Here is a 20738-nt window from a genome sequence, read left to right on the forward strand (position 1 = left end):
AGGCCGGGACCCTCGCCGACATCGCCCGGGCCCGGGCCTCCGCTCCCTACGCGGCGCCGAAGACTGACGACGTGCCGGCGGTGCTGAAGGGGCTGTCCCGGGACGCCTACGAGGCGATCCACCCGGTCCCCGGCCGCGCGGTCTGGGCCGGCCGGGACTTCGGCTACGAGGTCGAGCCGCTGCTGCGCGGGTCGATCTTCGACACGCCGGTGTCGCTCTTCGTCGTGGAGAACGGGCTGGTGCAGCCAATCGCCTACGATAGGGACAGCCTGATCGCCGCCAACATCGCCCTGCCGGAGCTGAGCGCCGACACCGCCTTCTCGGGGTTCCGCCTGCGCGCCCGCTTCGGTGACGGGACCGAGCTGTCGAACTTCGCGCTGTTCCAGGGCGCCTCGTTCTTCCGCCTCGTGGCTGAGGGCCAGGATTTCGGCATCAACGCCCGGGCACTGGCCCTGCGGCCGGCCGATTCCCGCGGCGAGGAGTTCCCGCTGTTCCGCGCCCTGTTCATCGAGGCGCCCGCACTCGGGCAGCCGATCGTCGTGCACGCGCTGGTCGAGTCGGAATCGGCCGCCGCCGCGTTCAAACTCACGCTGACGCCGGGCCGCGAGGCCTCCGTGGCCGAAATCGACGGCACCGTGTTCGCCCGGGCCGAACTCGACCATATCGGCCTCGGCGGCATGCAGGGAAGCTACCTGTTCGGTCCGCTCGACCGGCAGAAGGTGGACGACTTGCGCGCCGCCGCCTTCTCGGTGGAGGGGTTGGCGATCCGCAACGGCTACGGCGAGCCGATCTGGCGCCCGGTGCACAATCCCGAGGCGCTGCAGGTCTCGGCCTTCCTGGACCGGGGGCCGAAGGGTTTCGGCCTGATGCAGCGCGCCCGCTCGTACGACGACTTCGAGGACGACCGTCGGCACTGGGAGCGGCGCCCGTCCCTGTGGATCGAGCCGCAGGACGATTGGAGCGAGGGCGCGGTGACGCTCCTCGAGATCCCGAGCGATTCGGAGCTGAACGAGAACGTGTTCGCCTACTGGCGCCCGAAGGCCAAGCTCGCCAAGGGCGGCGAAATGCGCTTCCTCTGTCGCCAGCACTGGTCGAGGGGCTGGCCCGATCCGCTGCCCCCCGAGCTCGCCCGGGTGAAGGACAGCCGCTGCGGCCACGGCAGCGCCGGCAACCGGCGCCTGTTCGCGGTCGATTTCGAGGGTGACGGGCTGACCCGGCCCGAGGACATCGAGGTGGCGCTCAGCGCCTCCGCCGGGACGATCACCCGGCAGGATCGGTTCCCCTATCCCGAGCGCCGGACCCTGCGGGTGCTGTTCGAGCTCGATCCCGGCAGCGAGCGGGCGAGCGAATTGCGCCTCGGGCTCCGGCGCGGACAGGAGCGGGCCAGCGAGACCTGGCTGTTCCGCTGGACGCCGTGATTTTCAATCGCCCATCACCCCGAGGATCACACCCCGCCGTGCGCCTGGACGAGACCACCACGTTGACGCCGCCCGCATCCAGCCCGGATGCCGGCACCGCGCGCCCTGAGAAGACTGCTGCGATGCCACCTGAGGCGCCCCTGGCGATGCCGGTGCAGGACCTCTCGACCTGGGATCGCACGGGCGGCCACCGGCCGGCGCGACCGCGAAAAACTCCCTGGGCGGCCCGGCTGTTCGTGTTCGGCGGCGCGCTGGCGCTCACCTTCTATGGCGGCTGGCAGATGGTCGAGACCGTGTCGGTCTCCGGCAGCCCGACCGCCTTGCAGCTCGTCCTGGTCGTGCTGTTCTGCCTGACCTTCTCGTGGATCGCCCTGGCCTTCACCAGCGGCCTGCTCGGCTTCGCGATGCTGCTGCGCCGGCCGCGCCCGGCCCCGGTCCCGACTGCGCTCCACACCCGTACCGCCGTGCTGATGCCGGTCTACAACGAGGCGACGGCCCGGACGTTCGCCGGCGTCGAGGCCATGCGCGAGGCCGTGGAGGCCACGGGGCTCGGCGACCACTTCGACTGGTTCGTACTCTCCGATTCGACGCAAGCCGACGCCTGGATCGCCGAGGAGCGCGCCTTCCTCGACCTGCGCCACCGCCTCGGCCCGGATGCCCGGCTGTACTACCGGCATCGGCCGAAGAACCATCACCGCAAGGCCGGCAATATCGGCGACTTCGTCACCCGCTGGGGCGGCCACTACGACCACATGCTGGTTCTCGACGCCGACAGCCTGATGAGCGGTCCGGCCGTGGTGGCGCTCGCGGCCGCCATGGAAGCCGACCCGGATTCGGGCATCGTCCAGACGCTGCCGCTGATCATCAACCGCAACACCCTGTTCGCCCGTCTCCAGCAATTCGCCGCCCGGATCTACGGACCGGTGATCGCCGCCGGGCTGTCCACCTGGTCGGGTCGCGACGGCAATTACTGGGGCCACAACGCCATCATCCGCACGCGGGCGTTCGCGCAGGCCTGCGGGTTGCCGGACCTGCCCGGTAAGCCGCCCTTCGGCGGCCACATCCTGTCCCACGACTTCGTCGAGGCAGCCCTGATCCGCCGCGCCGGCTGGGCGGTCTACATGCTCCCGCAACTGCCCGGCTCCTACGAGGAGAGCCCCCCTTCGCTGATCGACGTGGCGGTCCGCGACCGCCGCTGGGCGCAGGGCAACCTACAGCACGCCCGGGTGATCGGCGCTGCCGGCCTGCACCCGGCCACGCGCCAGCACTTCGCCACCGGCATCGCCGGCTACCTCGCCTCCCCGCTCTGGCTCTGCCAGCTCGTGGTCGGTATCCTGCTGGTCCTGCAGACCGCCACGGAGCGGCCGGACTACTTTGGCGGCGCCGGGTTCTCGCCGGTCTTCCCGCGGTTCGATCCCGTCCGCGCGCTCCAGCTGTTCGGCCTGACCATGGCGGTCCTGCTGGCCCCGAAGCTCCTGGGCCTGATCCTGGCCCTCCTCGACGGACCGGTGCGGCGGGCCTGCGGCGGCGCCGGCCGGCTGATCCTGTCGAGCCTCGTCGAGGTCCTGCTGTCGGCCCTGGTGGCGCCGGTGGCCATGGTGATCCAGTCCGGATCGGTGATGGGTATCCTGCTCGGACGCGACACCGGCTGGAATCCGCAGCGCCGCGACGACGGCTCGATCCCGATGCGGGACATCGTGGCCCGCCATCGCTGGCATACGGCGCTCGGCCTGGTCGCCGGCATCGCGGCCTTCGCGCTCGCGACCTCACTGTTCCTCTGGATGAGCCCCACGATCCTGGGCTTGGTCCTGGCAATCCCGATCTCCTGGGCGAGCGGCCAGCTCGGCCTCGGGCTGGCACTCAAGCGCCGCCGGTTGCTCGCGACACCCGAGGAGGAGACCCCACCGGAGATCGCCGTCCGGGCCGGCATCCTGGCGGCCCGCAACGCCAGCCAGGGGCTCGACGAGGCCGATGCACTCGCCGCGCTCCACGCCGATCCGACGCTGGCCGAGGCCCATGCCCGCATGCTCCCCGTCGGCCTGTCACGGCCCCGGGGTGCCATCGACCCAGACCAGACCCTGGCCACCGCCAAGATTTGCGAGGCCGCGACCGTGACGGAGGCTCGGGCCTGGCTTTCTCCGAAGGAACGCATGGCGCTGCTTCACGACCGTGCCCTGCTCGATCGGCTGGTACGGCTGGAGCACGACAACGCTCGGGAATGACGGACCGGAATACTGGGACGCGGATGCTTCGGGCTCGAAGTCCTGAAGCACCCGCTCATAGATACCTATCGCCGCACGGGCGGCGACAAGGCGCTGCGTTACTGGTAGGATTGAGTATCGTCGGCTGACCGCACGAGCGCCGATGGCTGAGAGACTCGTCTGGACTCCCGCTCGAACTGCACGGGGGTTTGCCGATGCCGCGCTACTACTTTCACTACCAGGATCACGTGACCAGCCTCGACGAGGACGGTCTGGAGCTTGCCGACCAGAACGCGGCTCGTGTCCAGGCGGTGGTCGCCGCCGCCGAAATGCTGAAGGATCTCGGCGGAGCGTTCTGGGATAGCCCGAATTGGCGGTTCTGGGTCACGGACGAGAGCGGCGCGGAGATCTGCGCGCTGCGGATCGCGCCCGGCTAGAACGCGATCCCGAACGGTGGCCGCCGGCTGCCGGGACAAGACGATGCGGATCAATCGGACCGATCTCGCCGACCTTGGAACCTTCGTCGCCATCGCACGCCACCGTAGCTTCAGGCGGGCGGGCCTTGCGCTTGGCGTCAGCGCGTCAGCATTGAGTCATGCGCTCAAGGCGATGGAGGCACGCCTCGGCGTCCGCCTCGTCAACCGCACCAGCCGGAGCGTGACCCTGACCGCGGCCGGCGAGGATCTGCTCGCTTCGCTCGACGCACCGTTCGCGGCGATCGGGAGCGCCCTCGACGTGCTCAACCGGCACCGGGAGCCGGCAGAGGCAACGGGGCGGATCCGCCTCAACGTGCTCGAACATGCGAGTACGCTTCTGCTCGCGCCGGTTCTGCCCCTCTTCCAAGCGCGTCATCCGCGGGTGGAGATCGACGTCCGGGTCTCCAACGATCTGCTCGACGTCGTGGAGACCGGGGCCGATGCGGGCATCCGCTATGGCGGAACGGTGCCCCAGGATATGGTCGCGCAACGCCTATCGGCCGATCTGCGCTGGGTGGTGGTCGGCGCTCCTGGCTATCTCGACCGGAATGGAACGCCCGACCATCCGTCCGACCTCTTGGCACACCGGTGCCTGCGCATTCGCCTCGGCGACGAGAGCCTCTACCGGTGGGAGTTCGAGAAGGGATCCGAGGCGCTCGCGCTCGACGTTCCGGGCGCGGTGACGATCGACAACACGCAGTTCGCCCTGACGCTCGCAATGTCGGGCGGCGGCCTCGCCTATCTCCCGGAGCCCTGCGTCGGACCGGCCGTCGCCCGAGGCGACCTGCGCATCGTGCTGGCGGACTGGGCCCCGACGGGCGCGGGGTTCCACCTCTACTATCCCGGACGCCGCCAACTCCCGACGGGATTGCGCCTCCTCCTGGACCTGATCCGCGCGGTGAAACCGCTCGGCCTGTAGAGGTGGCGCCACCCGGCGATGAGTTCGACTCATCGATCCGATGAGGAAGGGACGGCTGACCGGCGACCCCTCCAGAGTCTACGTCGAGCACCTCATCGAGGTCAGCGAACAGATCGAGACATGCGCAGTTTCACCGGGAAGGTCGCCTTCATCACGGGCGCAGCCAGCGGCATCGGCCGCGCCGCCGCGCTCGCCTTCGCGCAGGAGGGCGGGCGCGTCGCGATCACCGACCGCACGGAGGCTCCGCTGGAGCAGCTCCGCGGCGAGATCGAAGCGGGCGGCGGTGAGGCGCTGGCGATCCGCTGCGACGTCTCGGTGCCGGAGGACGTGGAAAACGCGGTGGCCGCCACCGTCGAGCAATTCGGCAGGCTCGACTGCGCCTTCAACAACGCCGGCGTCGAGAACACGGCCGCTCCGGTCCACCAGATCGCCCTGGACGCGTGGGACCGGATCATCGCCATCAACCTGCGCGGCACGTTCCTGTGCATGAAGCACGAGATCGCGCAGATGCTGCGCCAGGGCGGCGGCGTGGTGGTCAACACCGCGTCCGGCGCCGGCATCCGGGGCGTGGCGGGCGGGGCGAGCTACGCCGCCTCCAAGCATGCCCTGATCGGGCTCACCAAGTCGGCCGCCCTCGATTATGCGAAATCGAACATCCGGGTGAACGCCGTCCTGCCCGGGAACATAGCGACGCCGATGATGGACCGCTTCACCGGTGGCGATATCCAGAAGGCGATCGACCTCGAGCCGGTCGGGCGGCTGGGTAAGCCCGAGGAGATTGCGGAAGCCGTCTTGTGGATGTGTTCCGACCTCGGCGCCTTCGTGACCGGTGCGTCGATTTCGGTCGATGGCGGTTGGTCGCTCTGAGGGACGTTTACGCGACGACGGAGGATCGATCGAATGGACATCAAGCGCAGCGGAAGCCAGCCGTCGGGCCCGGGACCGTCCGAGTGGTTCACCGGCACGGTACGGATCGACCCGCTCCACAGCGCGCCCGATCCCGCACGCGTCGCCATCGCTAGCGTGACCTTCGAGCCAGGTGCGCGAACCGCGTGGCACACGCACCCCCTCGGTCAGACGCTGATCGTGACCTTCGGGCGCGGTTGGGTCCAGCGCGAGGGCGGTACGGTCGCGGAGGTCGCGCCGGGCGACGTGGTCTGGTTCGAGCCCGGCGAGAAGCACTGGCACGGTGCCACGGCGACGACGACGATGACCCATATCGCCATCCAGGAGCGGTTGGACGGCCAGGCCGTGACCTGGCTGGAACAGGTGGGCGACGACTCGTTTCACGGCCCGTGACGCGGTTGCTCGCATCACGGGCCGAGTTGCTCGGAGCCGAGCGCTCTGTTCGACACGCACGCTGTCGCCGGACCGGCCCTACATCCGCGGCGGTGTCGGATTGGCCCACGTGAGGGCTGATTAACCATTCAGCACCTAGGGTCGGCTCAGCCCAAACGGAGCTGTCCATGACCCTGGTGTTCGCGTTCCTGCTGCTGCCCCTCGCCCTGGCCATCGTGCTGGCCCGGGGGGAGCCGGTGCGCACCATCAGCTGCCTCGGCGCCATGGGCGTCGGCTGCTTCATCGCCTGCTGGAGCGTGATGGGATTGCTGCGTCATCGCGCCTGACGCCCGGCGCGCTACAGGAAGCCGCTGGCCCGGGGAGCGCCGGCGAGATGACGTCCGGCCCGGGCAACGAGCTGCGCGAACGCCATCGCGGCCGCCGTGGCCTGCGCCCGAGACGGGAAGCCCCGCCGCGACTCGGCTATCGGCTCCTCGGTCTCGTTCATGAGAACCCAGGTCCAGCGCGTCCGGTCGGTGGCGCGGATCTCGAAGCGCATGGGCTGCTCGCCGGTCCAGAACAGGCCGCCCCGATTCCGGCACCGATCGGTGACGGGGTGATGACGGGCGGCGACGAATCCTCAGCCGACCGGCTCAGCCTCGCGCCTCGGCCCCTGGGCAGCGTCACCGGAGATGTTTGCGCGGCGACGGCGCCCCACGCGTTTGGGGATACGCTAGCGCTGCTGCATCTCGGGCGTTCGATCGCCAATCCGTCGTAGCGATCGCGCGTCCCGAACTTCATCCCCGTCGGCAATGCCGCGAGCGCTAATGGGGGGCGGCCGCCCGGCGCCTTGCATCCGACCGCGCGGAGGCTATGGCAGGGCCCCGCCCCTCGCCCGTCGGAGCCCGCATGATATCCGTGACCGCGCTGATCGCCCAGGAACTCAGGGTTGGGGAGGCGCAGGTCGCCGCCGCCGTTGCGCTCCTCGACGGCGGCGCGACGGTTCCGTTCATCGCGCGCTACCGCAAGGAGAATACCGGGGGGCTCGACGACACGCAGTTGCGCAAGCTCGACGAGCGGCTGGTCTACCTGCGCGACCTCAACGACCGCCGCACCGCCATCGTGGCGAGCGTGCGCGCCCAGGGGAAGCTGACCCCGGTGCTCGCCGCCGCCCTCGACGCCGCCGACACCAAGGCGCGCCTCGAAGACCTCTACCTGCCATTCAAGCCGAAGCGCCGCTCCAAGGCGCAGACCGCCCGGGAGGCCGGGCTGGAGCCTCTGGCCCAGGCGCTGCTGACGAAGCCCGAGATCGCACCCGAACGCGCCGCCGCGGCGTTCGTGTCCGCCGAGACGGGCATCGCCGACACCGAGGCGGCGCTGGAGGGCGCCAGGGCCATCCTGATCGAGCACCTCGCGGAGGATGCCGATCTGGTCGGCCGCTTGCGCGCGGATTTCTGGCGGAGCGGCCAGCTAACGTCGAAGATCCGCAAGGGTAAGGTCGCGGAAGGCGCGAAGTTCTCGGATTACTTCGAATGGAGCGAGCGCCTGGAGCGGATGCCTTCGCACAGGATCCTGGCGATCTTTCGCGGAGAACGCGAAGGCATCCTGGACGTCGCCCTCACCGCCGACGGTGAAGAATCGGACCCCGGCCGCCCAGGCCCGTTCGAGACCGCGATCTGCAGCCGGCATCGCATCGCCGCGCGGGGCCGGCCGGCCGATGCCTGGCTGCTGGACGTCGTGCGGGTCGCCTGGCGCACCAAGATCCGCACCGGGATCAAGCAGGATCTGCGGACCCGACTGTTCGAGCGCGCCGAGGACGAGGCCGTGAAGGTCTTCGCCGGCAACCTGAAGGATCTGCTGCTCGCAGCTCCCGCGGGCGGGCGGGCGACGTTGGGGCTCGATCCGGGTTTCCGGAACGGCGTGAAGGTCGCGGTGGCGGACCGGACCGGGCGGATCGTGGCGGTGGAGACCACCTATCCGCACGAGCCGCAGCGGCGCTGGAAGGAGGCGGTCGCGAGCCTCGGACGGCTCTGCCGCACGCACAAGGTCGAGCTGATCGCCATCGGCAACGGTACCGCCTCCCGGGAGACCGAGCGGCTCGCCGCCGAGATCGTGGCGGCCAATCCCGACCTGACGCTCGCCAAGGTCACGGTCTCGGAGGCCGGCGCCTCGGTCTACTCGGCCTCGGAGATCGCCTCGCGGGAACTGCCCGATCTCGACGTGTCCCATCGCGGTGCCGCCTCGATCGCCCGCCGACTGCAGGATCCCCTCGCCGAACTGGTGAAGATCGACCCCAAATCGATCGGTGTCGGCCAGTACCAGCACGACATCAGCGAGGCAAAGCTGTCGCGGCAGCTCTCGGCGGTGGTCGAGGACGCGGTGAACGCGGTGGGCGTCGACGTGAACACCGCCTCCCCGGCTCTGCTGGCACAGGTCTCCGGCCTCGGCACGTCGATGGCGGACAGGATCGTGGCGCATCGCGACGCGAACGGCGCGTTCCGGACGCGCACGGCGCTCAAAGCGGTCCAGGGCCTCGGCCCGAAGACGTTCGAGCTGGCTGCCGGATTCCTGCGCATCCAGGGCGGGGACGATCCCCTCGACGCCTCGGGCGTCCACCCGGAATCCTACCCCGTGGTCCGCCGGATCCTGCAGGCGACCAAGAGCGACATCCGGGTGCTGCTGGGCAACGCTGCAGCCCTGAGCCAGCTCTCCCCCGAAGCCTTCGCGGATGCGCGCTTCGGCACCCCCACCGTGCGCGACATCATCAGCGAGCTGGAGAAGCCCGGACGCGATCCGCGCCCCGCCTTCAAGACCGCGAGCTTCGAGGAGGGTGTCGAGAGCATCGGCGACCTCCGCCCCGGCATGCAGCTCGAAGGCGTCGTGACGAACGTCGCCGCCTTCGGCGCCTTCGTGGATATCGGCGTCCACCAGGACGGGCTCGTCCACATCTCGGCAATGGCGCGCCGTCGCATCGCATCGCCCGCCGAGGTGGTCCGGACCGGCGAGGTGATCCGGGTGCTGGTGCTCAACGTCGATGTCCCGCGCAAGCGCATCGCCCTGTCGATGCGGCTCGACGACCCGATCGAGCCCGGCTCGCCGGCGCGGCGCCCCAGCGAACCGTCGCCGGACCCGAAGCGGATGCGCTCCGGTCCACCCGCGGAGACCGGCGGCGCCCTCGCGGATGCGCTCCGCCGGGCGGGGACGACGCCCGGCAAGCGAAGCTGAGAACGCCTTCGTCCGGACAGAACCGGACGCGGCACGAACGGAAACGGCCGGGGCGAGGCCCCGGCCGTTTCCGTTCGTGTGTGAGCCGAGGCTTACCGCAGGAGCTGCAGGATACCCTGCTGCGCCTGGTTCGCCAGCGACAGGGCCGAGATGCCCAGCGACTGACGGGTGGACAGGGCCTGCGAGTTCGCAGCTTCCTGGTTTAGGTCGGCCGAGGTCAGGTTCGACGCGCCGGTATCGAGCACGTTGATCAGGTTCTTGCTGAAGTCCTGACGGTTCTGCACCACCGACAGGTTCGAGCCGAAGGTCGAGGCGTCGGTGCGCAGCTGGCTGGAGGCGGTCGTCAGCTTGCCCAGCGTCGTGTTGATGTCGGAATTGAGCAGGAAGTTGCCCTGCCCGATCGTCGACGTCTTCGCCGAGGTGCTGGTGATCGAGGTCAGCCCCAGACCGCTCGAGGTCTCGTCGGTCGCGCTGACCGTGAGGTTCGAGTTGCCCTTCGGGTTGAAGTTGATCGTCAGGTTGTTGTTGTCGCCCTTGCCGTTGATCAGGTTCGTGCCGTTGAAGCTCGAATCGCCGGCCAGCTGATCGATCTGGGTCAGCAGGCTGTTGTACTGCGAGGCGAGCGTCGCCCGGGCCGTGACGCCCGAAACGCTGAGGTCCGAGCTCTGGCCGGCCGCGGCGGTGGTGCCGTAGGTCGGACCGGACGAGGCCGTGCCGCCCGAGAAGCCGAGCGCGGTCTGGTCGGCCGAGGTCTTGAATTCCACGTCCGAGGACGCGTTCATCACGATCTTGGTGCCGTCGGTGCTCTTCGAGAAGCTGCCGGCGCCGACCGCGGTGTTGAGCTTGGTCAGGGCCTGGTCGAGGGTGTCGGTCGAGGCCAGCGCGACGGTGGTCGCCGAGCCGTTGACGTAGAGGTTGAGCGTGGTGTTGGCGGCCGGGGCCGAGTAGGCGGTCGAGGCGGTGCCGGTGGTGGTGATCTGCGTGGACAGCGCCTGGTTGGCGACCGACTTGGCCTGATCGACCAGCTTCTGGATCGAGGTGATGCCCTGGTTGGCGGCCTGGATCGACTGGATCCCGTTCGAGATACCGTCGAGCAGGTTGCCAAGGTCACCCGAGCGCTGGCTGAGGGACTGCGAGGTGAAGAAGCTCACCGGGTTGTCGAGCGCCGAGGAGACCTTCAGGCCGGTGGAGAGCCGGTTCTGGGTGGTCGCGGTCAGCGAAGCCGTGTCCTGCAGGGAGAGCAGGTTCTGGCGGGTGGCGGCGGTGAGGGTGACGCTGGAAGACATCGGGACGATCCTTTTGATCGAGAAGCCGTCTTATTGGCGGCTCCTACGATGTATCGCCCAACCGCTTGCCGAGATATTAATTCGATCTCTCAAAAAATGTATCTGCGCGGCATGGTTAAAAATATTTATCCGAGATTGAACGCGGGCGGTATTTTCAGATATTTGGATCGAATACTGTGATCGCGAAGTCAGAACTCCAAAATCGTTGCGGCAATAAGTACCATCCTCGGGCGACTATGTTCAGAATGTTGTTTGTTTTCGCACTTGGAGACGCCGTAGACCGTTTCCGTTATTGCTCTGGATATCATTCCCAGATCACCGCAAATCCGAACGTCGCCTCCTGACGCTCTGGTCCGTCACAGGCGTGCTGTCGTGAGCCATTGGCGGCCCGTCTGAGCGACCAGCGAGTGCACGGCATGCGCTTCGAACAGTTCGATCTCAGAGCGCTCGCGGTTGAGAAGCATACCGGTTCGGCATCGGCGAACGGTTCGAATCCAGGACCTCGGGCCGCGCGCGCAGGCACTCAGCGCCACATAGGGTGACCGGTCCATCCCGATCATCGCTACATTGCAGGACGGGAGGGCGCCTCGTCGCAATGCGGCCGTCACGCGGGACCGGAGACCCGGATCGTCAGCCGGCCATCGGAGAAGCCCGCTGCCGGCTGTGCCGTCAAACCTGCGCGCCGGACAGCCAGTCGCGCCACATGCCCCGGAACGCCGTCGCGACATCCTCGGCCAAGCTGGCGTGGTCCATGAGCGCGCTGCCATGCAGACGCTCGCGAAGGCCGTTCCGGATCGCGCGAAGGCGCTCCGGATTCGTCGCCAGGTCTCGGGCGATCGCCACGTAGGCGTCCTCGGTGTCGGCGATCAGATCGGGAAGGTCCATCGCCGTGAGCACCGAGACCCCGGTGCGTGCCGCCGCGTGTGCGCCACGCAGGGTCACGAACGGTACCCCCATCGACAGGGTGTCGTAGCTCGTGGTGCCGCCGTTGTACGGGTACGGATCCAGGGCGATATCCACCCTGTGGTAGAGTTCGTGATAGCCGCTGTTCACGCGCGGCTGGAAGTTCACCCGATCGAGGGGCATCCCGGCTGCGGCGAGGCGCTTATCGACCGCCTCGCGGACTTCCACGGTCCCGATGTCGCCCACCACCATGAACAGACGCGCGTCAGGCACCGCCAGCAGGATGTCGGCCCAGGTCTTCAGGGCCGCGTCGCACACCTTGGTCAGGCGGTTGAAGCACCCGAAGGTGATGTATCCCGCATCCTCGAAAGGCGCGCGCTCGCGGACGGGTGGCAGGTCGTCGACGCCCCTATAGGTCGCCGTGACCCGCGGCAGGCGCCAGAGGCGCTCCGCGTGCAGGGGCTCGGCCAGGCCGGGCGGGTCCGTGATCGGGTCGGTCAGGCGATAGTCGATGGCGGAGAGGCCGGTGGTGCCGGGATGCCCGATCCAGGTGACTTGGACGGGCGCGGGCTTGCGGGCGAACACGAGCAGACGGTTGCCGGCGCTATGCCCGGAGAGATCGACCAGGATGTCGATCCGGTCGGCCTCGATCCTGTCAGCCGCGGCGTCGTCGTCCAGGCAGGCGAGGTTGGTCCAGCCGTCGAACAGCGGCTTGAGCCGCTCGGAGACCGCGTCCTCGCTCGCGTGGGTCATGTAGGCCTGTATCGAGAAGGCCTCCCGGTCGGCGGCGCACAGGTACGGCTCGAAGAAGCGGACCAGCGCGTGGTTGCAGAAATCGCCCGAGACGAAACCGATGCGCAGCCGGCGCTCGGGGTCGCGATCGTTGGCGAGGGGGCGGCGGCGCAGCAGCGGATCCGCGTAGCGGCGGCCATAGGCCAGCGCGTCTTCGGCGTATTCCGTGTGCGGAATATCCGCAGCGTAGAGCTTTGCGAACAGGCGGTTGGAGGCGACGAACAGCTTCGACGGGTCGAGACCGAGGGCGCGGTCGAACGCCTCCACGGCCTCGCCCAGGCGCCCGAGGGCCAGCAGGGCGCTGCCGCGGTTGCTGTGCGCGCCGGCATTCCCGGGCTCGAGCACGATCGCCCGCTCGGCATGCCGCAAGGCCTCGCCGTACCGGAAGCGCCGCTGATAGACCCCGGCGATGTTGGCATGGGCAATCGCGAGATCGGGATCGAGTTCGAGGGCCTTCTCGAGTGCCGAGATGGCGCCGTCATGGTCGCCGCGGTTGGTCAGGACCGAGCTGAGCCCGCTGAAGAACAGTGGGTTCTTCGGCTCGCGGTAGAGCGCGATGCTGATCAGGTCGTAGGCCAGCTCCGGCCGGTTCGTCCGGGCCGCGATGGCGCCGGCGAGATAGGTCGCGTGGGCGTGGCTGTCGTCGAGGAGCAGAACCAGGTCGAGCAGGGCCTCCGCCGGACGGAACTCGCCCTGGTCGTAGCGGATCTGCGCCGCCGCGAAGGTACGCTCCATGAAGGCGGCGTCGAGCGGTTGAGCCTCAGGCCCGAAACCCTGCGCCTTGTAGCGCTCCAGGATCGCTCGCGCATCGGGCTGCCGTTCGACGGCCAGCAACGCGGTGGCGAGCGCCAGCCAGTAGCCCGGCCGCTCCGGGGCACCTCGCAGCGCCGCGACGAAATGGGTCACGGCCTTTTCGGGCGCGCGGCTGGCTGCGATCTGGCCGAGTTCGTAATGCGCTTCGGGATGATTGGGCTCGGCATCGAGCACGCGGCGCAGGCTGGACTCGGCCCGATCGAATCGCCCCGAGGCGCGATGGTCCCGAGCCTTCGTGAGGCTGCGCATGGCAGCCGCCCCCGACGCAGCACCGCGTGCCCGCCCGCCATACTGATCGAGCATTCCGCGCCCTCCCGTCGCGCGGAGATTGCGAATGCATCGTTAAGGCCGCGTAAATCCGGCCCTGAACAGCTTTATCGTGCGTATCGGACCACATCGGATCCGCCGAGCGAGCCAGTGCAACGTATGTCCGGTGTCGAGGGTCCACTTCGCAGGAAGGCGCGATGGCGGAAGGGGTGGGATTCGAACCCACGGTAGAGTTGCCCCCACGGCGGTTTTCAAGACCGCTGCCTTAAACCACTCGGCCACCCTTCCCGGCCGCGCCTGCGGCACACCGGTTATGGCGGCCCCGGGCGCCGCGTCAACCGCAGAACGAGCGGTTGACCTGTCTCCGCATTCCGCCTATCTCACCGCCCACGCCTGAGCCGACACGTCGGCGCGGACGTTGCTCGGTTGCGCCGACCTTGGGCCGACAGACGCGATGGGGGATAGTTTAACGGTAGAACGGTGGACTCTGACTCCTCTAGTCCTGGTTCGAATCCAGGTCCCCCAGCCATCGAATTCAGCCCGCCCGGTCAGTGACTTGGCGGGTTTTTCGTTGCCTGAATGCGCTCAGCAGCCGGTTTGACAACATGTGCAGGTTTGCCACCGCCTGCAGCGCAACGCGGGCTGACTTACGCGCGATACCGCTGGAACACGAAGTCCTTGTTCATGGTGCCTCGCTCCCCGGTCACAGCATCGTAGACCCCTTATTCCTCGGCTCAATTTAGCTGAGATTGGAGTAAGCTCCAAACACCCTGGTATCTCTCCTCGAAATATCAGTATTCGGACGTCAACTCCCGAACGGCGCTCATCCGCTTGAGGATGATGCTGGCGTTCACGCCACCGAACCCGAAACCGTTCGAGAGCGCGTAGTCCACGGTGGTGTGCCGAGCCTCCGGTCCGATGAGATCCAGGCCTGTCGCGCCCTCGTCGGGATCGGTCAGATTGAGGGTGGGCGGCAAGATTCCTTCGCGCAATGCCTGCACCGTGATGATCGCCTCCAGCCCGCCGGCGGCACCGAGGAGGTGACCGGTCGCGGACTTCGTCGAGGAAATGGCCGGTCCGTCCTCGGCGAAGACGGACCTGAGTGCCGCCAGCTCCCCCGAATCGCCGACCGATGTCGCGGTCGCGTGCGCGTTGACGTAGCCGATGGCGGCGGGCTCCAACCCTGCCATGGCCAGGGCCGTGGTGATCGCCTGGCGGGCGCCGCTGCCATCCGCGGGGCCGGCGGTGAGGTGGTAGGCGTCGGCGCTTGTGCCGTACCCGACCAGTTCGGCCAGCGGGACCGCGCCACGCGCCTGCGCGTGCGTCAGCGTTTCCAGCACGAGGATGCCGGCGCCCTCGCCCATGACGAAGCCGTCGCGGCTTCGGTCGAACGGCCGCGACGCTGTGGCTGGCGTGTCGTTGAAGGCCGTCGAGAGGCTGCGCGCGGCGGCGAAGCCGCCGAGCGCGACGCGTGTGACGCAAGCTTCGGCACCGCCGCAGACGACGACATCGGCCTCGCCGGCGCGAATGAGGCGCATGGCATCTCCGATGGCTTGGACACTCGCCGCGCAGGCGGTGACGGGAGCCCCGAGCGGTCCCTTGAAGCCGTAGCGGATGGAGACATGGCCGGCGGCCAGGTTGACCAGGAAGGCCGGCACCGTGAACGGCGACAGGCGCTGCGCACCGCGGGTGCGCACGGTCTCCACGGCGTCCGTAATGGTCTGGAAGCCCCCGATGCCGGAGGCCACGATGGTCGCGGTGCGGACCCGCTCCCGCTCGCTGGAGGGTTTCCAGCCCGACTGCCGAAGCGCCTGTTCCGCGGCCGTCAGCGTGAACTGGATGAACCGGTCCATCTTGCGGAGGTCCTTGACCGGGATGAGGGCGCCCGGATCGAACCCGTCCGGATCCTCATCCCGGGACGGCACGAGCCCGGCAACCTTCGCATCGATGTCGGGGACGAGGTCGTCCGGCAAGCGCCGCAAGCCGGATTCCGATGCGACGAGCCGGCGCCACATTCCTTCGACGCTGCAGCCGAGCGGGGAGACGACGCCCATTCCCGTGACCACGATCCGTTCGCGCATCTTCATCCTCTCGCGGAGTTCTGGGTATGCCGCGGACGGCGCACGGCACATGCGGATCCCGGCAGGAGCGGTACGGTCGCGCGTTCAGGCGAAGAGGACGCACGTGCGGGAGATGCGGGCCGTGCCGGCCTGGTGGACGTCATCCGGTGACGGCAGACTGCGCCGCCTGGATCAGTTCGCTCGCGAGAGCCTCGTCGTCGACCGCCCGCGCCAACACGACGGCGCCGACGATCGTCGACAGCGTCGCCAGGGACCGTTGCCTACGGCGCTCCTTGGCTGCCATGGGCGTCAGGCCGGCGAGGATGTCGGCCAAATACCGGACGCCGTCGGTGAACCGGGCCCGGACGGGGCTGCCGATCGGCTCGCGCGCGACGTCGTTCGCCAGGGCCGCGAGCGGACAGCCTTTACCGGGCGTCTGGACGTGCCCGAGGGACAGGTAGTTCGCGATGAGGTCATCCAGACTTCCGAGGCGCTCCTTGGAGCCCGCGCGCGCGCTGTCGAACGCCTCGGCGGCAAGGGCCTCCTTGTTGGAGAACTGACCGTAGAACCCGCCATGAGTCAGGCCGGCCGACGCCATGATGTCGGCCACCCCGACGCCGTGGAGGCCCCGTTCCCGAAACAGTGCCGCGGCGACCTCGACGACGCGGCGGCGGTTGAGCTTGGCCTGCTCTTGGGAAACTCTGGGCATGACCTGATCCTTCGGCGTTCCTGCTACCGATATAGATGCGTCTGATCATCTAAAAAAGGGCGTGACCGGTTACCCGTCGATGGGGTCCGGCAACCGAGCGGCGCGCCCGACGACGCGGATCAAGAATTTCGATCGACCGCGCCTTCGATGCAGAACGCGCGGTCCGCGAAGTCCGGGCTACGCCTCGGACCGGATCGGCAATGCGCCGGAGCCGGCGGCGGCGCTGTCCGTGCGGGGTTCCCGGGCCACCCGGAACCACAGGGCGTAGAGCGCCGGCAGGAACAGCAGCGTCAGGAGCGTGCCTACGCCGACGCCGCCGATCAGGACGTAGGCGAGCGCCCCCCAGAACACCGAGTGCGTCAGCGGGATGAAGGCCAGCATCGCGGCAGCCGCCGTGAGGATCACGGGCCGCGCCCGCCGCACGGTGGATTCCACGATAGCCTCGTAGTCCGATAGGCCGGAGGCCCGGTCGTGATGGATTTGATCCACCAGGATCAGCGTATTGCGCATCAGGATCCCCGACAACGCGATCAATCCCAGGATCGCGTTGAACCCGAAGGGCTGCTGGAAGATCAACAGCGTGGGCACCGCCCCGACGAGACCCAGCGGCGCGGTCGCGAACACCATGAACATGGTCGAGAACGACCGGACCTGCAGCATGATGACCGTCAGCGTCACGATCAGCATCAGGGGGAAGACCGCCACCAGTGCGTTCATCGCCTTCGCGCTCTCCTCCACGGCACCGGCCGTGTCGATCCGGTAGCCCGGCGGCAGCTTCGCCTTGATCGGGTCGAGGAGCGGCAGCACCTGCGCGTGGATGTCCGGCGGCTGCTTGCCGTCGAGCACGTCGCCCTGCACCCGGATGTAGGTCTCGCGATTGTAGCGCTTGAGCACCGCATCCTCGTTGCGGCTCTCCAGATGCGCCACCTGGGACAGTGGCACCTGGCGCCCGTCATGGGTGGCCAGCGTGAGGTCGCCGATCTCGCCGAGCGAGCGACGCTCCGGGCCGGGGCTGCGCAGGAGCACGTCGACGGAGCGCAGGTTCTCGCGGACCTGGGTCGCGGGCGTCCCGTTGAGGTAGCTCTGCAGTTGCTGGCCAGCCTCCTTCGGGGTCAGGCCGATCAGGCGCAGGCGCTCCTGGTCGAGGACGAGGTGCAGGCTCGGGGTCTTGTCACCCCAGTCCAGGTGCACGAGCCGCATGTTCGGGTTGGAGGCCATGGCCTCGGCGACCTCGGCCGCGATGCCGCGGATGACGTCGAGATCCGGCCCCACCACGCGGAAGGCGACCGGAAAGCGGATGGGCGGCCCGAACACGATCTGCAGCACGCGCACGCGCGCCTCGGGGAAGAGGCCGTCGCTCACGAGCTTGCGGACCTTGAGCCGAAGGGCGTCACGGGCTGCGGCGTCGGCGGTCTGCACCACGATCTGCGCGAAGGCGGGGTCGGGCAGCTCCGGGTCGAAGGACAGCACGAAGCGGGGCATGCCCTGGCCGATGTAGCTGGTGATCTCGCGCGCCTCGGGCAGCTGACGCACGGCCGCCTCGACCTTCTTCACGCTGGCCTCGGTGGTCGCGAAGGCCGCGCCCGTCGGCAGGGTCACCTCGACGATGAGTTCCGGGCGCTCCGAGTTGGGGAAGAACTGCTTCTCGACCTTGCCCATGCCGACCACCGCCACCGCGAACAGCGCCACGGTGATGCCGGCCGCCATCCACTTGTGATCGACGGAGGCCCGCACGATCCGACGCAGGCGCTGGTAGTTCCTCGTGGCGTAGATTGCCGCGTGGCCGCCTTCCACCGTCTTGATATTGGGCAGGAGCTTGACGCCGAGATAGGGCGTGAAGGTCACGGCCACGATCCACGAGATGATCAGCGAGAAGCCGACCACCCAGAAGATGTTGCCGGCGTATTCGCCCGCCGTGGAGGCGGCGAAGCCCACGGGCAGGAACCCCGCGATGGTGACGAGCGTGCCGGTAAGCATCGGCGCGGCGGTGGCGCTCCAGGCATGGGTGGCCGCCTCGATGCGGTCGGCGCCCTCCTCCATGCGCACCACCATCATCTCGATGGCGATGATGGCGTCGTCCACGAGCAGGCCGAGCGAGATGATCAGAGCCCCGAGGGTGATGCGGTCGAAATCCCGCCCGGTGACCATCATCACCACGAACACGGCCGCGAGTGTGATCGGAACGGCGAGCGCCACGACGATGCCGACCCTGAACCCGAGGGCGACGAGGCTGACCACGATGACCACGGACAGCGCCGTGAAGAACTTCACCATGAACTCGTGGATGGCCTCGTCGATCACCTTGGCCTGGTCGGTGATCTTCGTGAACGTGATGCCTGTCGGCAACGCGTGGTGGATCGCCACCTCCTCGGCGTTCAACGCTTCGCCGAGCTGCAACCCGTTGAAGCCGGGCTTCATCACGAGGCCGAGCATCAGGGCCGGTTCGCCGTCGTTGCGGATCGCGAAGACCTTCGGATCCTCGTAGCCGCGTTTCACCTCGGCGATGTCGCCGAGCTTGAGGCTGCGGTCGCCCGCACTCACGGGCAGGTTTCGCAGGACGTCCAAGCTGTCGATGGCACCGTCGAGGCGCAGGTAGACCCGGGGTCCGGCGGTCTCGACGAAGCCTGCCGGGGTCACGTCGTTCTGGTTGGCCAGAGCGGTCAGGAGCTGCTGGCCAGTGATGCCGAGCGTCGCGAGGCGCTGATAGGAGATCTCGACGAAGATCTTCTGCGCCTGCTCGCCCAGGATGTTGATCTTCTCGATCCCCGGCACCCGCAGCAGGCGCTGGCGCAGATCTTCGGCCTTCAGCACGAGGTTCCGGTGCGGCAGACCCTGGGCCTGGAGGGCGTAGAGCGCGAAGTAGACGTCCGAGAACTCGTCGTTGAACAGCGGCCCCATCACACCACGCGGCAGGGTGGACGCCTGGTCGGACAGCTTCTTGCGGGCCTGATAGAACTCCGACTGGAGCTTGGCCGGCGGCATGCTGTCCTTGAAGTAGACCTTCATCAGCATGAGGCCCGGCCGAACCGTGGTCTCGACGCGGTCGTAGTAGACGAGTTCCTGCAGGCGCTTCTCCAGGGGGTCGGCCACCTGCCGCTGCATCTCGTCGGTGGTGGCGCCGGGCCATGAGGCCGAGACGGCCATCGTCTTGACCGTGAAGGCCGGATCCTCGGCGCGGCCGAGCTTCTGGAAAGCGAAGAAGCCGGCGGCCGTCACCGCGATGATGAGGAAGAGCGTGACGGCCCGCTCGCGGACCGCCAGGGCTGAGAGGTTGAAGCCGGTCATCGGGCGACTCCCGTCAGGCTCGGGGGCGCTTGGCGCACGGTCTCTCCGGCCTTCAGGAGATGCGCGCCGAGCGACACGATGCGGTCGCCGGGGCTGAGGCCGGACACGACCTCGGCATCTTCCTCGGACATGCGGGCGACAGAGACCGGTTGGGCGGAAACCGTCTTCGTGCCGGCATCGAACTTCCAGACGGCCGAGCCCTGCCCCAGGTCGAACAGGGCCCCGAGCGGCACCTCGACCGAGGCGGAACGTCCGGTTTCCGCCGGCTTGAGCCGGAGCGTCACGGTCGCGCCCAGCGGCGCATCCTCGCCGCCGCCGGCGAGGATGTAGCGTGCCCTATAGGTACGGGTGGCCGCGTCGGCGGTTGCCGACAGTTCGCGCAGCCGCGCCGGATAGGTCGTCTCGCCCTCGGCGTAGAGCGTCGCCGAGGCGGTGCCCCGTGCCAGGTGGCGGCTCGCCTCCGGCAGGAACACCTCCGCCTCGCGGGCACCATCGCGCGCCAGCTTGACGACGGTCTGGCCGGCGGCGACCACCTGACCGGGTTCGGTCGGAACCTCCATGACGACGCCATCGGCATCCGCCTGGAGTTCGGAGTAGCCGGCCTGGTTTGAGACCTGGCTCGCCTGGGCCTCGGCGTTGGCGAACTGGGCGATGGCGGCATCCGCCGCCGCCTTGTTCTGATCGTAGGTCTGCTTCGAGGTCCAGCCGTCGCCGACCAGCTTGCGGCTGCGCTCCTCGTCGGCCTTGGCTTTGATCATCTGGGCGCGCGCGGCCTCGACGGAGGCCCGCGCCGCGTTGAGCGCCAGGGTGAAGTCGGTCCGGTCGAGACGCATCAGGGGCTGCCCGAGCCGGACGTGATCCCCCGGGTCGACGAGGCGCTCGAAGATCTTGCCGCCGACCCGGAAACCGAGATTGCTCTCCGTGCGGGCCCGGACGACGCCGGTGTAGCGCGCGACCCCCTTCGTTCCCGGGGCGACCTCGACGGTCTGCACCAACGGAGGTTCCTGAGGCACGGCGGTCTCGGCCGGCGAGCAGCCCACCAGCGCCGATGCGGAAAGCGCGAGCATCCATCTCACGTCCATGGCCCGCCTCCACATCGATCCGAT

At 68.6% G+C, this 20738-nt stretch carries 15 protein-coding genes and 2 tRNA genes; 9 read left to right on the plus strand and 8 right to left on the minus strand.

What is annotated here, in order from left to right; translation table 11 throughout:
- From FV228_RS03830 to FV228_RS32910, 7 genes are all read left to right on the plus strand, one after another.
- The coding region (locus tag FV228_RS03830) for a glucan biosynthesis protein D (RefSeq protein WP_147853373.1) at positions 1-1418 on the plus strand (1418 nt) is incomplete at its 5' end.
- Positions 1419-1480: 62 nt separating this feature from the next.
- Entirely contained in the window at positions 1481-3640 is a 2160-nt protein-coding gene (gene mdoH / locus FV228_RS03835; protein WP_281406465.1) for a glucans biosynthesis glucosyltransferase MdoH, read from the plus strand.
- A 194-nt stretch (positions 3641-3834) separates the two neighbouring features.
- Positions 3835-4056, plus strand: a complete 222-nt coding sequence (locus FV228_RS03840) for a hypothetical protein (protein WP_147853375.1) — start codon at positions 3835-3837, stop codon at positions 4054-4056.
- 43 nt (positions 4057-4099) lie between these two features.
- Positions 4100-5014 carry a LysR family transcriptional regulator gene (locus tag FV228_RS03845; protein ID WP_147853376.1) on the plus strand — a complete coding sequence of 305 codons (915 nt, stop codon included), beginning with the start codon at positions 4100-4102 and terminating at the stop codon, positions 5012-5014.
- Positions 5015-5134: 120 nt separating this feature from the next.
- Positions 5135-5881 (plus strand): glucose 1-dehydrogenase, encoded by a 747-nt coding sequence (locus FV228_RS03850; RefSeq protein ID WP_147853377.1) that lies wholly within the window; start codon positions 5135-5137, stop codon positions 5879-5881.
- A gap of 33 nt (positions 5882-5914) precedes the next feature.
- Positions 5915-6313: a cupin domain-containing protein gene (locus tag FV228_RS03855; RefSeq protein WP_147853378.1), complete on the plus strand. Its 399-nt coding sequence runs from the start codon at positions 5915-5917 to the stop codon at positions 6311-6313.
- 167 nt (positions 6314-6480) lie between these two features.
- Positions 6481-6639, plus strand: a complete 159-nt coding sequence (locus tag FV228_RS32910) for a hypothetical protein (protein ID WP_187277628.1) — start codon at positions 6481-6483, stop codon at positions 6637-6639.
- Between the two features lie 11 nt (positions 6640-6650).
- Here FV228_RS32910 and FV228_RS03860 read toward each other — a convergent pair whose 3' ends face one another.
- Entirely contained in the window at positions 6651-6851 is a 201-nt protein-coding gene (locus tag FV228_RS03860; RefSeq protein ID WP_147853379.1) for a hypothetical protein, read from the minus strand.
- A gap of 350 nt (positions 6852-7201) precedes the next feature.
- Between FV228_RS03860 and FV228_RS03865 the strand changes: the two genes are divergently transcribed.
- Positions 7202-9517 (plus strand): Tex family protein, encoded by a 2316-nt coding sequence (locus FV228_RS03865; RefSeq protein ID WP_147853380.1) that lies wholly within the window; start codon positions 7202-7204, stop codon positions 9515-9517.
- 92 nt (positions 9518-9609) lie between these two features.
- Here FV228_RS03865 and FV228_RS03870 read toward each other — a convergent pair whose 3' ends face one another.
- The 3 genes from FV228_RS03870 to FV228_RS03880 form a co-directional block, all read right to left on the minus strand.
- Positions 9610-10803: a flagellin gene (locus tag FV228_RS03870; protein ID WP_147853381.1), complete on the minus strand. Its 1194-nt coding sequence runs from the start codon at positions 10801-10803 to the stop codon at positions 9610-9612.
- Positions 10804-11472: 669 nt separating this feature from the next.
- Positions 11473-13560, minus strand: a complete 2088-nt coding sequence (locus tag FV228_RS03875; RefSeq protein WP_246693818.1) for a tetratricopeptide repeat protein — start codon at positions 13558-13560, stop codon at positions 11473-11475.
- A 216-nt stretch (positions 13561-13776) separates the two neighbouring features.
- Positions 13777-13866: transfer RNA gene (locus FV228_RS03880), tRNA-Ser, on the minus strand.
- Positions 13867-14033: 167 nt separating this feature from the next.
- On the opposite strand from FV228_RS03880, the gene FV228_RS03885 reads away from it, so the two are divergent.
- Positions 14034-14107 (plus strand) — tRNA-Gln (locus FV228_RS03885).
- Between the two features lie 262 nt (positions 14108-14369).
- Here FV228_RS03885 and fabF read toward each other — a convergent pair.
- From fabF to FV228_RS03905, 4 genes are all read right to left on the minus strand, one after another.
- A complete protein-coding gene (fabF, locus tag FV228_RS03890) occupies positions 14370-15710 on the minus strand; it encodes a beta-ketoacyl-ACP synthase II (RefSeq protein WP_246693819.1) in 1341 nt (446 codons plus the stop codon).
- An 88-nt stretch (positions 15711-15798) separates the two neighbouring features.
- The gene (locus FV228_RS03895; protein ID WP_147853383.1) at positions 15799-16347 is read right to left on the minus strand and encodes a TetR/AcrR family transcriptional regulator; all 549 of its coding nucleotides are present in this window, start codon (positions 16345-16347) and stop codon (positions 15799-15801) included.
- Positions 16348-16524: 177 nt separating this feature from the next.
- Positions 16525-19632, minus strand: coding sequence for an efflux RND transporter permease subunit (locus tag FV228_RS03900; protein ID WP_147853384.1), 3108 nt, complete (start codon positions 19630-19632; stop codon positions 16525-16527).
- Positions 19629-20714 carry an efflux RND transporter periplasmic adaptor subunit gene (locus tag FV228_RS03905; RefSeq protein WP_147853385.1) on the minus strand — a complete coding sequence of 362 codons (1086 nt, stop codon included), beginning with the start codon at positions 20712-20714 and terminating at the stop codon, positions 19629-19631. The genes FV228_RS03900 and FV228_RS03905 overlap by 4 nt, the downstream gene beginning before the upstream one ends.
- Between the last annotated feature and the right edge of the window lie 24 nt (positions 20715-20738).

Source organism: Methylobacterium sp. WL18 (assembly GCF_008040015.1).
Taxonomy (GTDB): Bacteria; Pseudomonadota; Alphaproteobacteria; order Rhizobiales; family Beijerinckiaceae; genus Methylobacterium; species Methylobacterium mesophilicum.

Bases quoted from the DNA above. Each gene is read 5' to 3' on its own strand.
- FV228_RS03840 (WP_147853375.1), top strand. From the start codon at position 3,835: ATGCCGCGCTACTACTTTCACTACCAGGATCACGTGACCAGCCTCGAC.
- FV228_RS03845 (WP_147853376.1), top strand. From the start codon at position 4,100: ATGCGGATCAATCGGACCGATCTCGCCGACCTTGGAACCTTCGTCGCC.
- FV228_RS03850 (WP_147853377.1), top strand. From the start codon at position 5,135: ATGCGCAGTTTCACCGGGAAGGTCGCCTTCATCACGGGCGCAGCCAGC.
- FV228_RS03855 (WP_147853378.1), top strand. From the start codon at position 5,915: ATGGACATCAAGCGCAGCGGAAGCCAGCCGTCGGGCCCGGGACCGTCC.
- FV228_RS32910 (WP_187277628.1), top strand. From the start codon at position 6,481: ATGACCCTGGTGTTCGCGTTCCTGCTGCTGCCCCTCGCCCTGGCCATC.
- FV228_RS03860 (WP_147853379.1), bottom strand. From the start codon at position 6,851: ATGCGCTTCGAGATCCGCGCCACCGACCGGACGCGCTGGACCTGGGTT.
- FV228_RS03865 (WP_147853380.1), top strand. From the start codon at position 7,202: ATGATATCCGTGACCGCGCTGATCGCCCAGGAACTCAGGGTTGGGGAG.
- FV228_RS03870 (WP_147853381.1), bottom strand. From the start codon at position 10,803: ATGTCTTCCAGCGTCACCCTCACCGCCGCCACCCGCCAGAACCTGCTC.
- FV228_RS03875 (WP_246693818.1), bottom strand. From the start codon at position 13,560: ATGCGCAGCCTCACGAAGGCTCGGGACCATCGCGCCTCGGGGCGATTC.
- fabF (WP_246693819.1), bottom strand. From the start codon at position 15,710: ATGTGCCGTGCGCCGTCCGCGGCATACCCAGAACTCCGCGAGAGGATG.
- FV228_RS03895 (WP_147853383.1), bottom strand. From the start codon at position 16,347: ATGCCCAGAGTTTCCCAAGAGCAGGCCAAGCTCAACCGCCGCCGCGTC.
- FV228_RS03900 (WP_147853384.1), bottom strand. From the start codon at position 19,632: ATGACCGGCTTCAACCTCTCAGCCCTGGCGGTCCGCGAGCGGGCCGTC.
- FV228_RS03905 (WP_147853385.1), bottom strand. From the start codon at position 20,714: ATGGACGTGAGATGGATGCTCGCGCTTTCCGCATCGGCGCTGGTGGGC.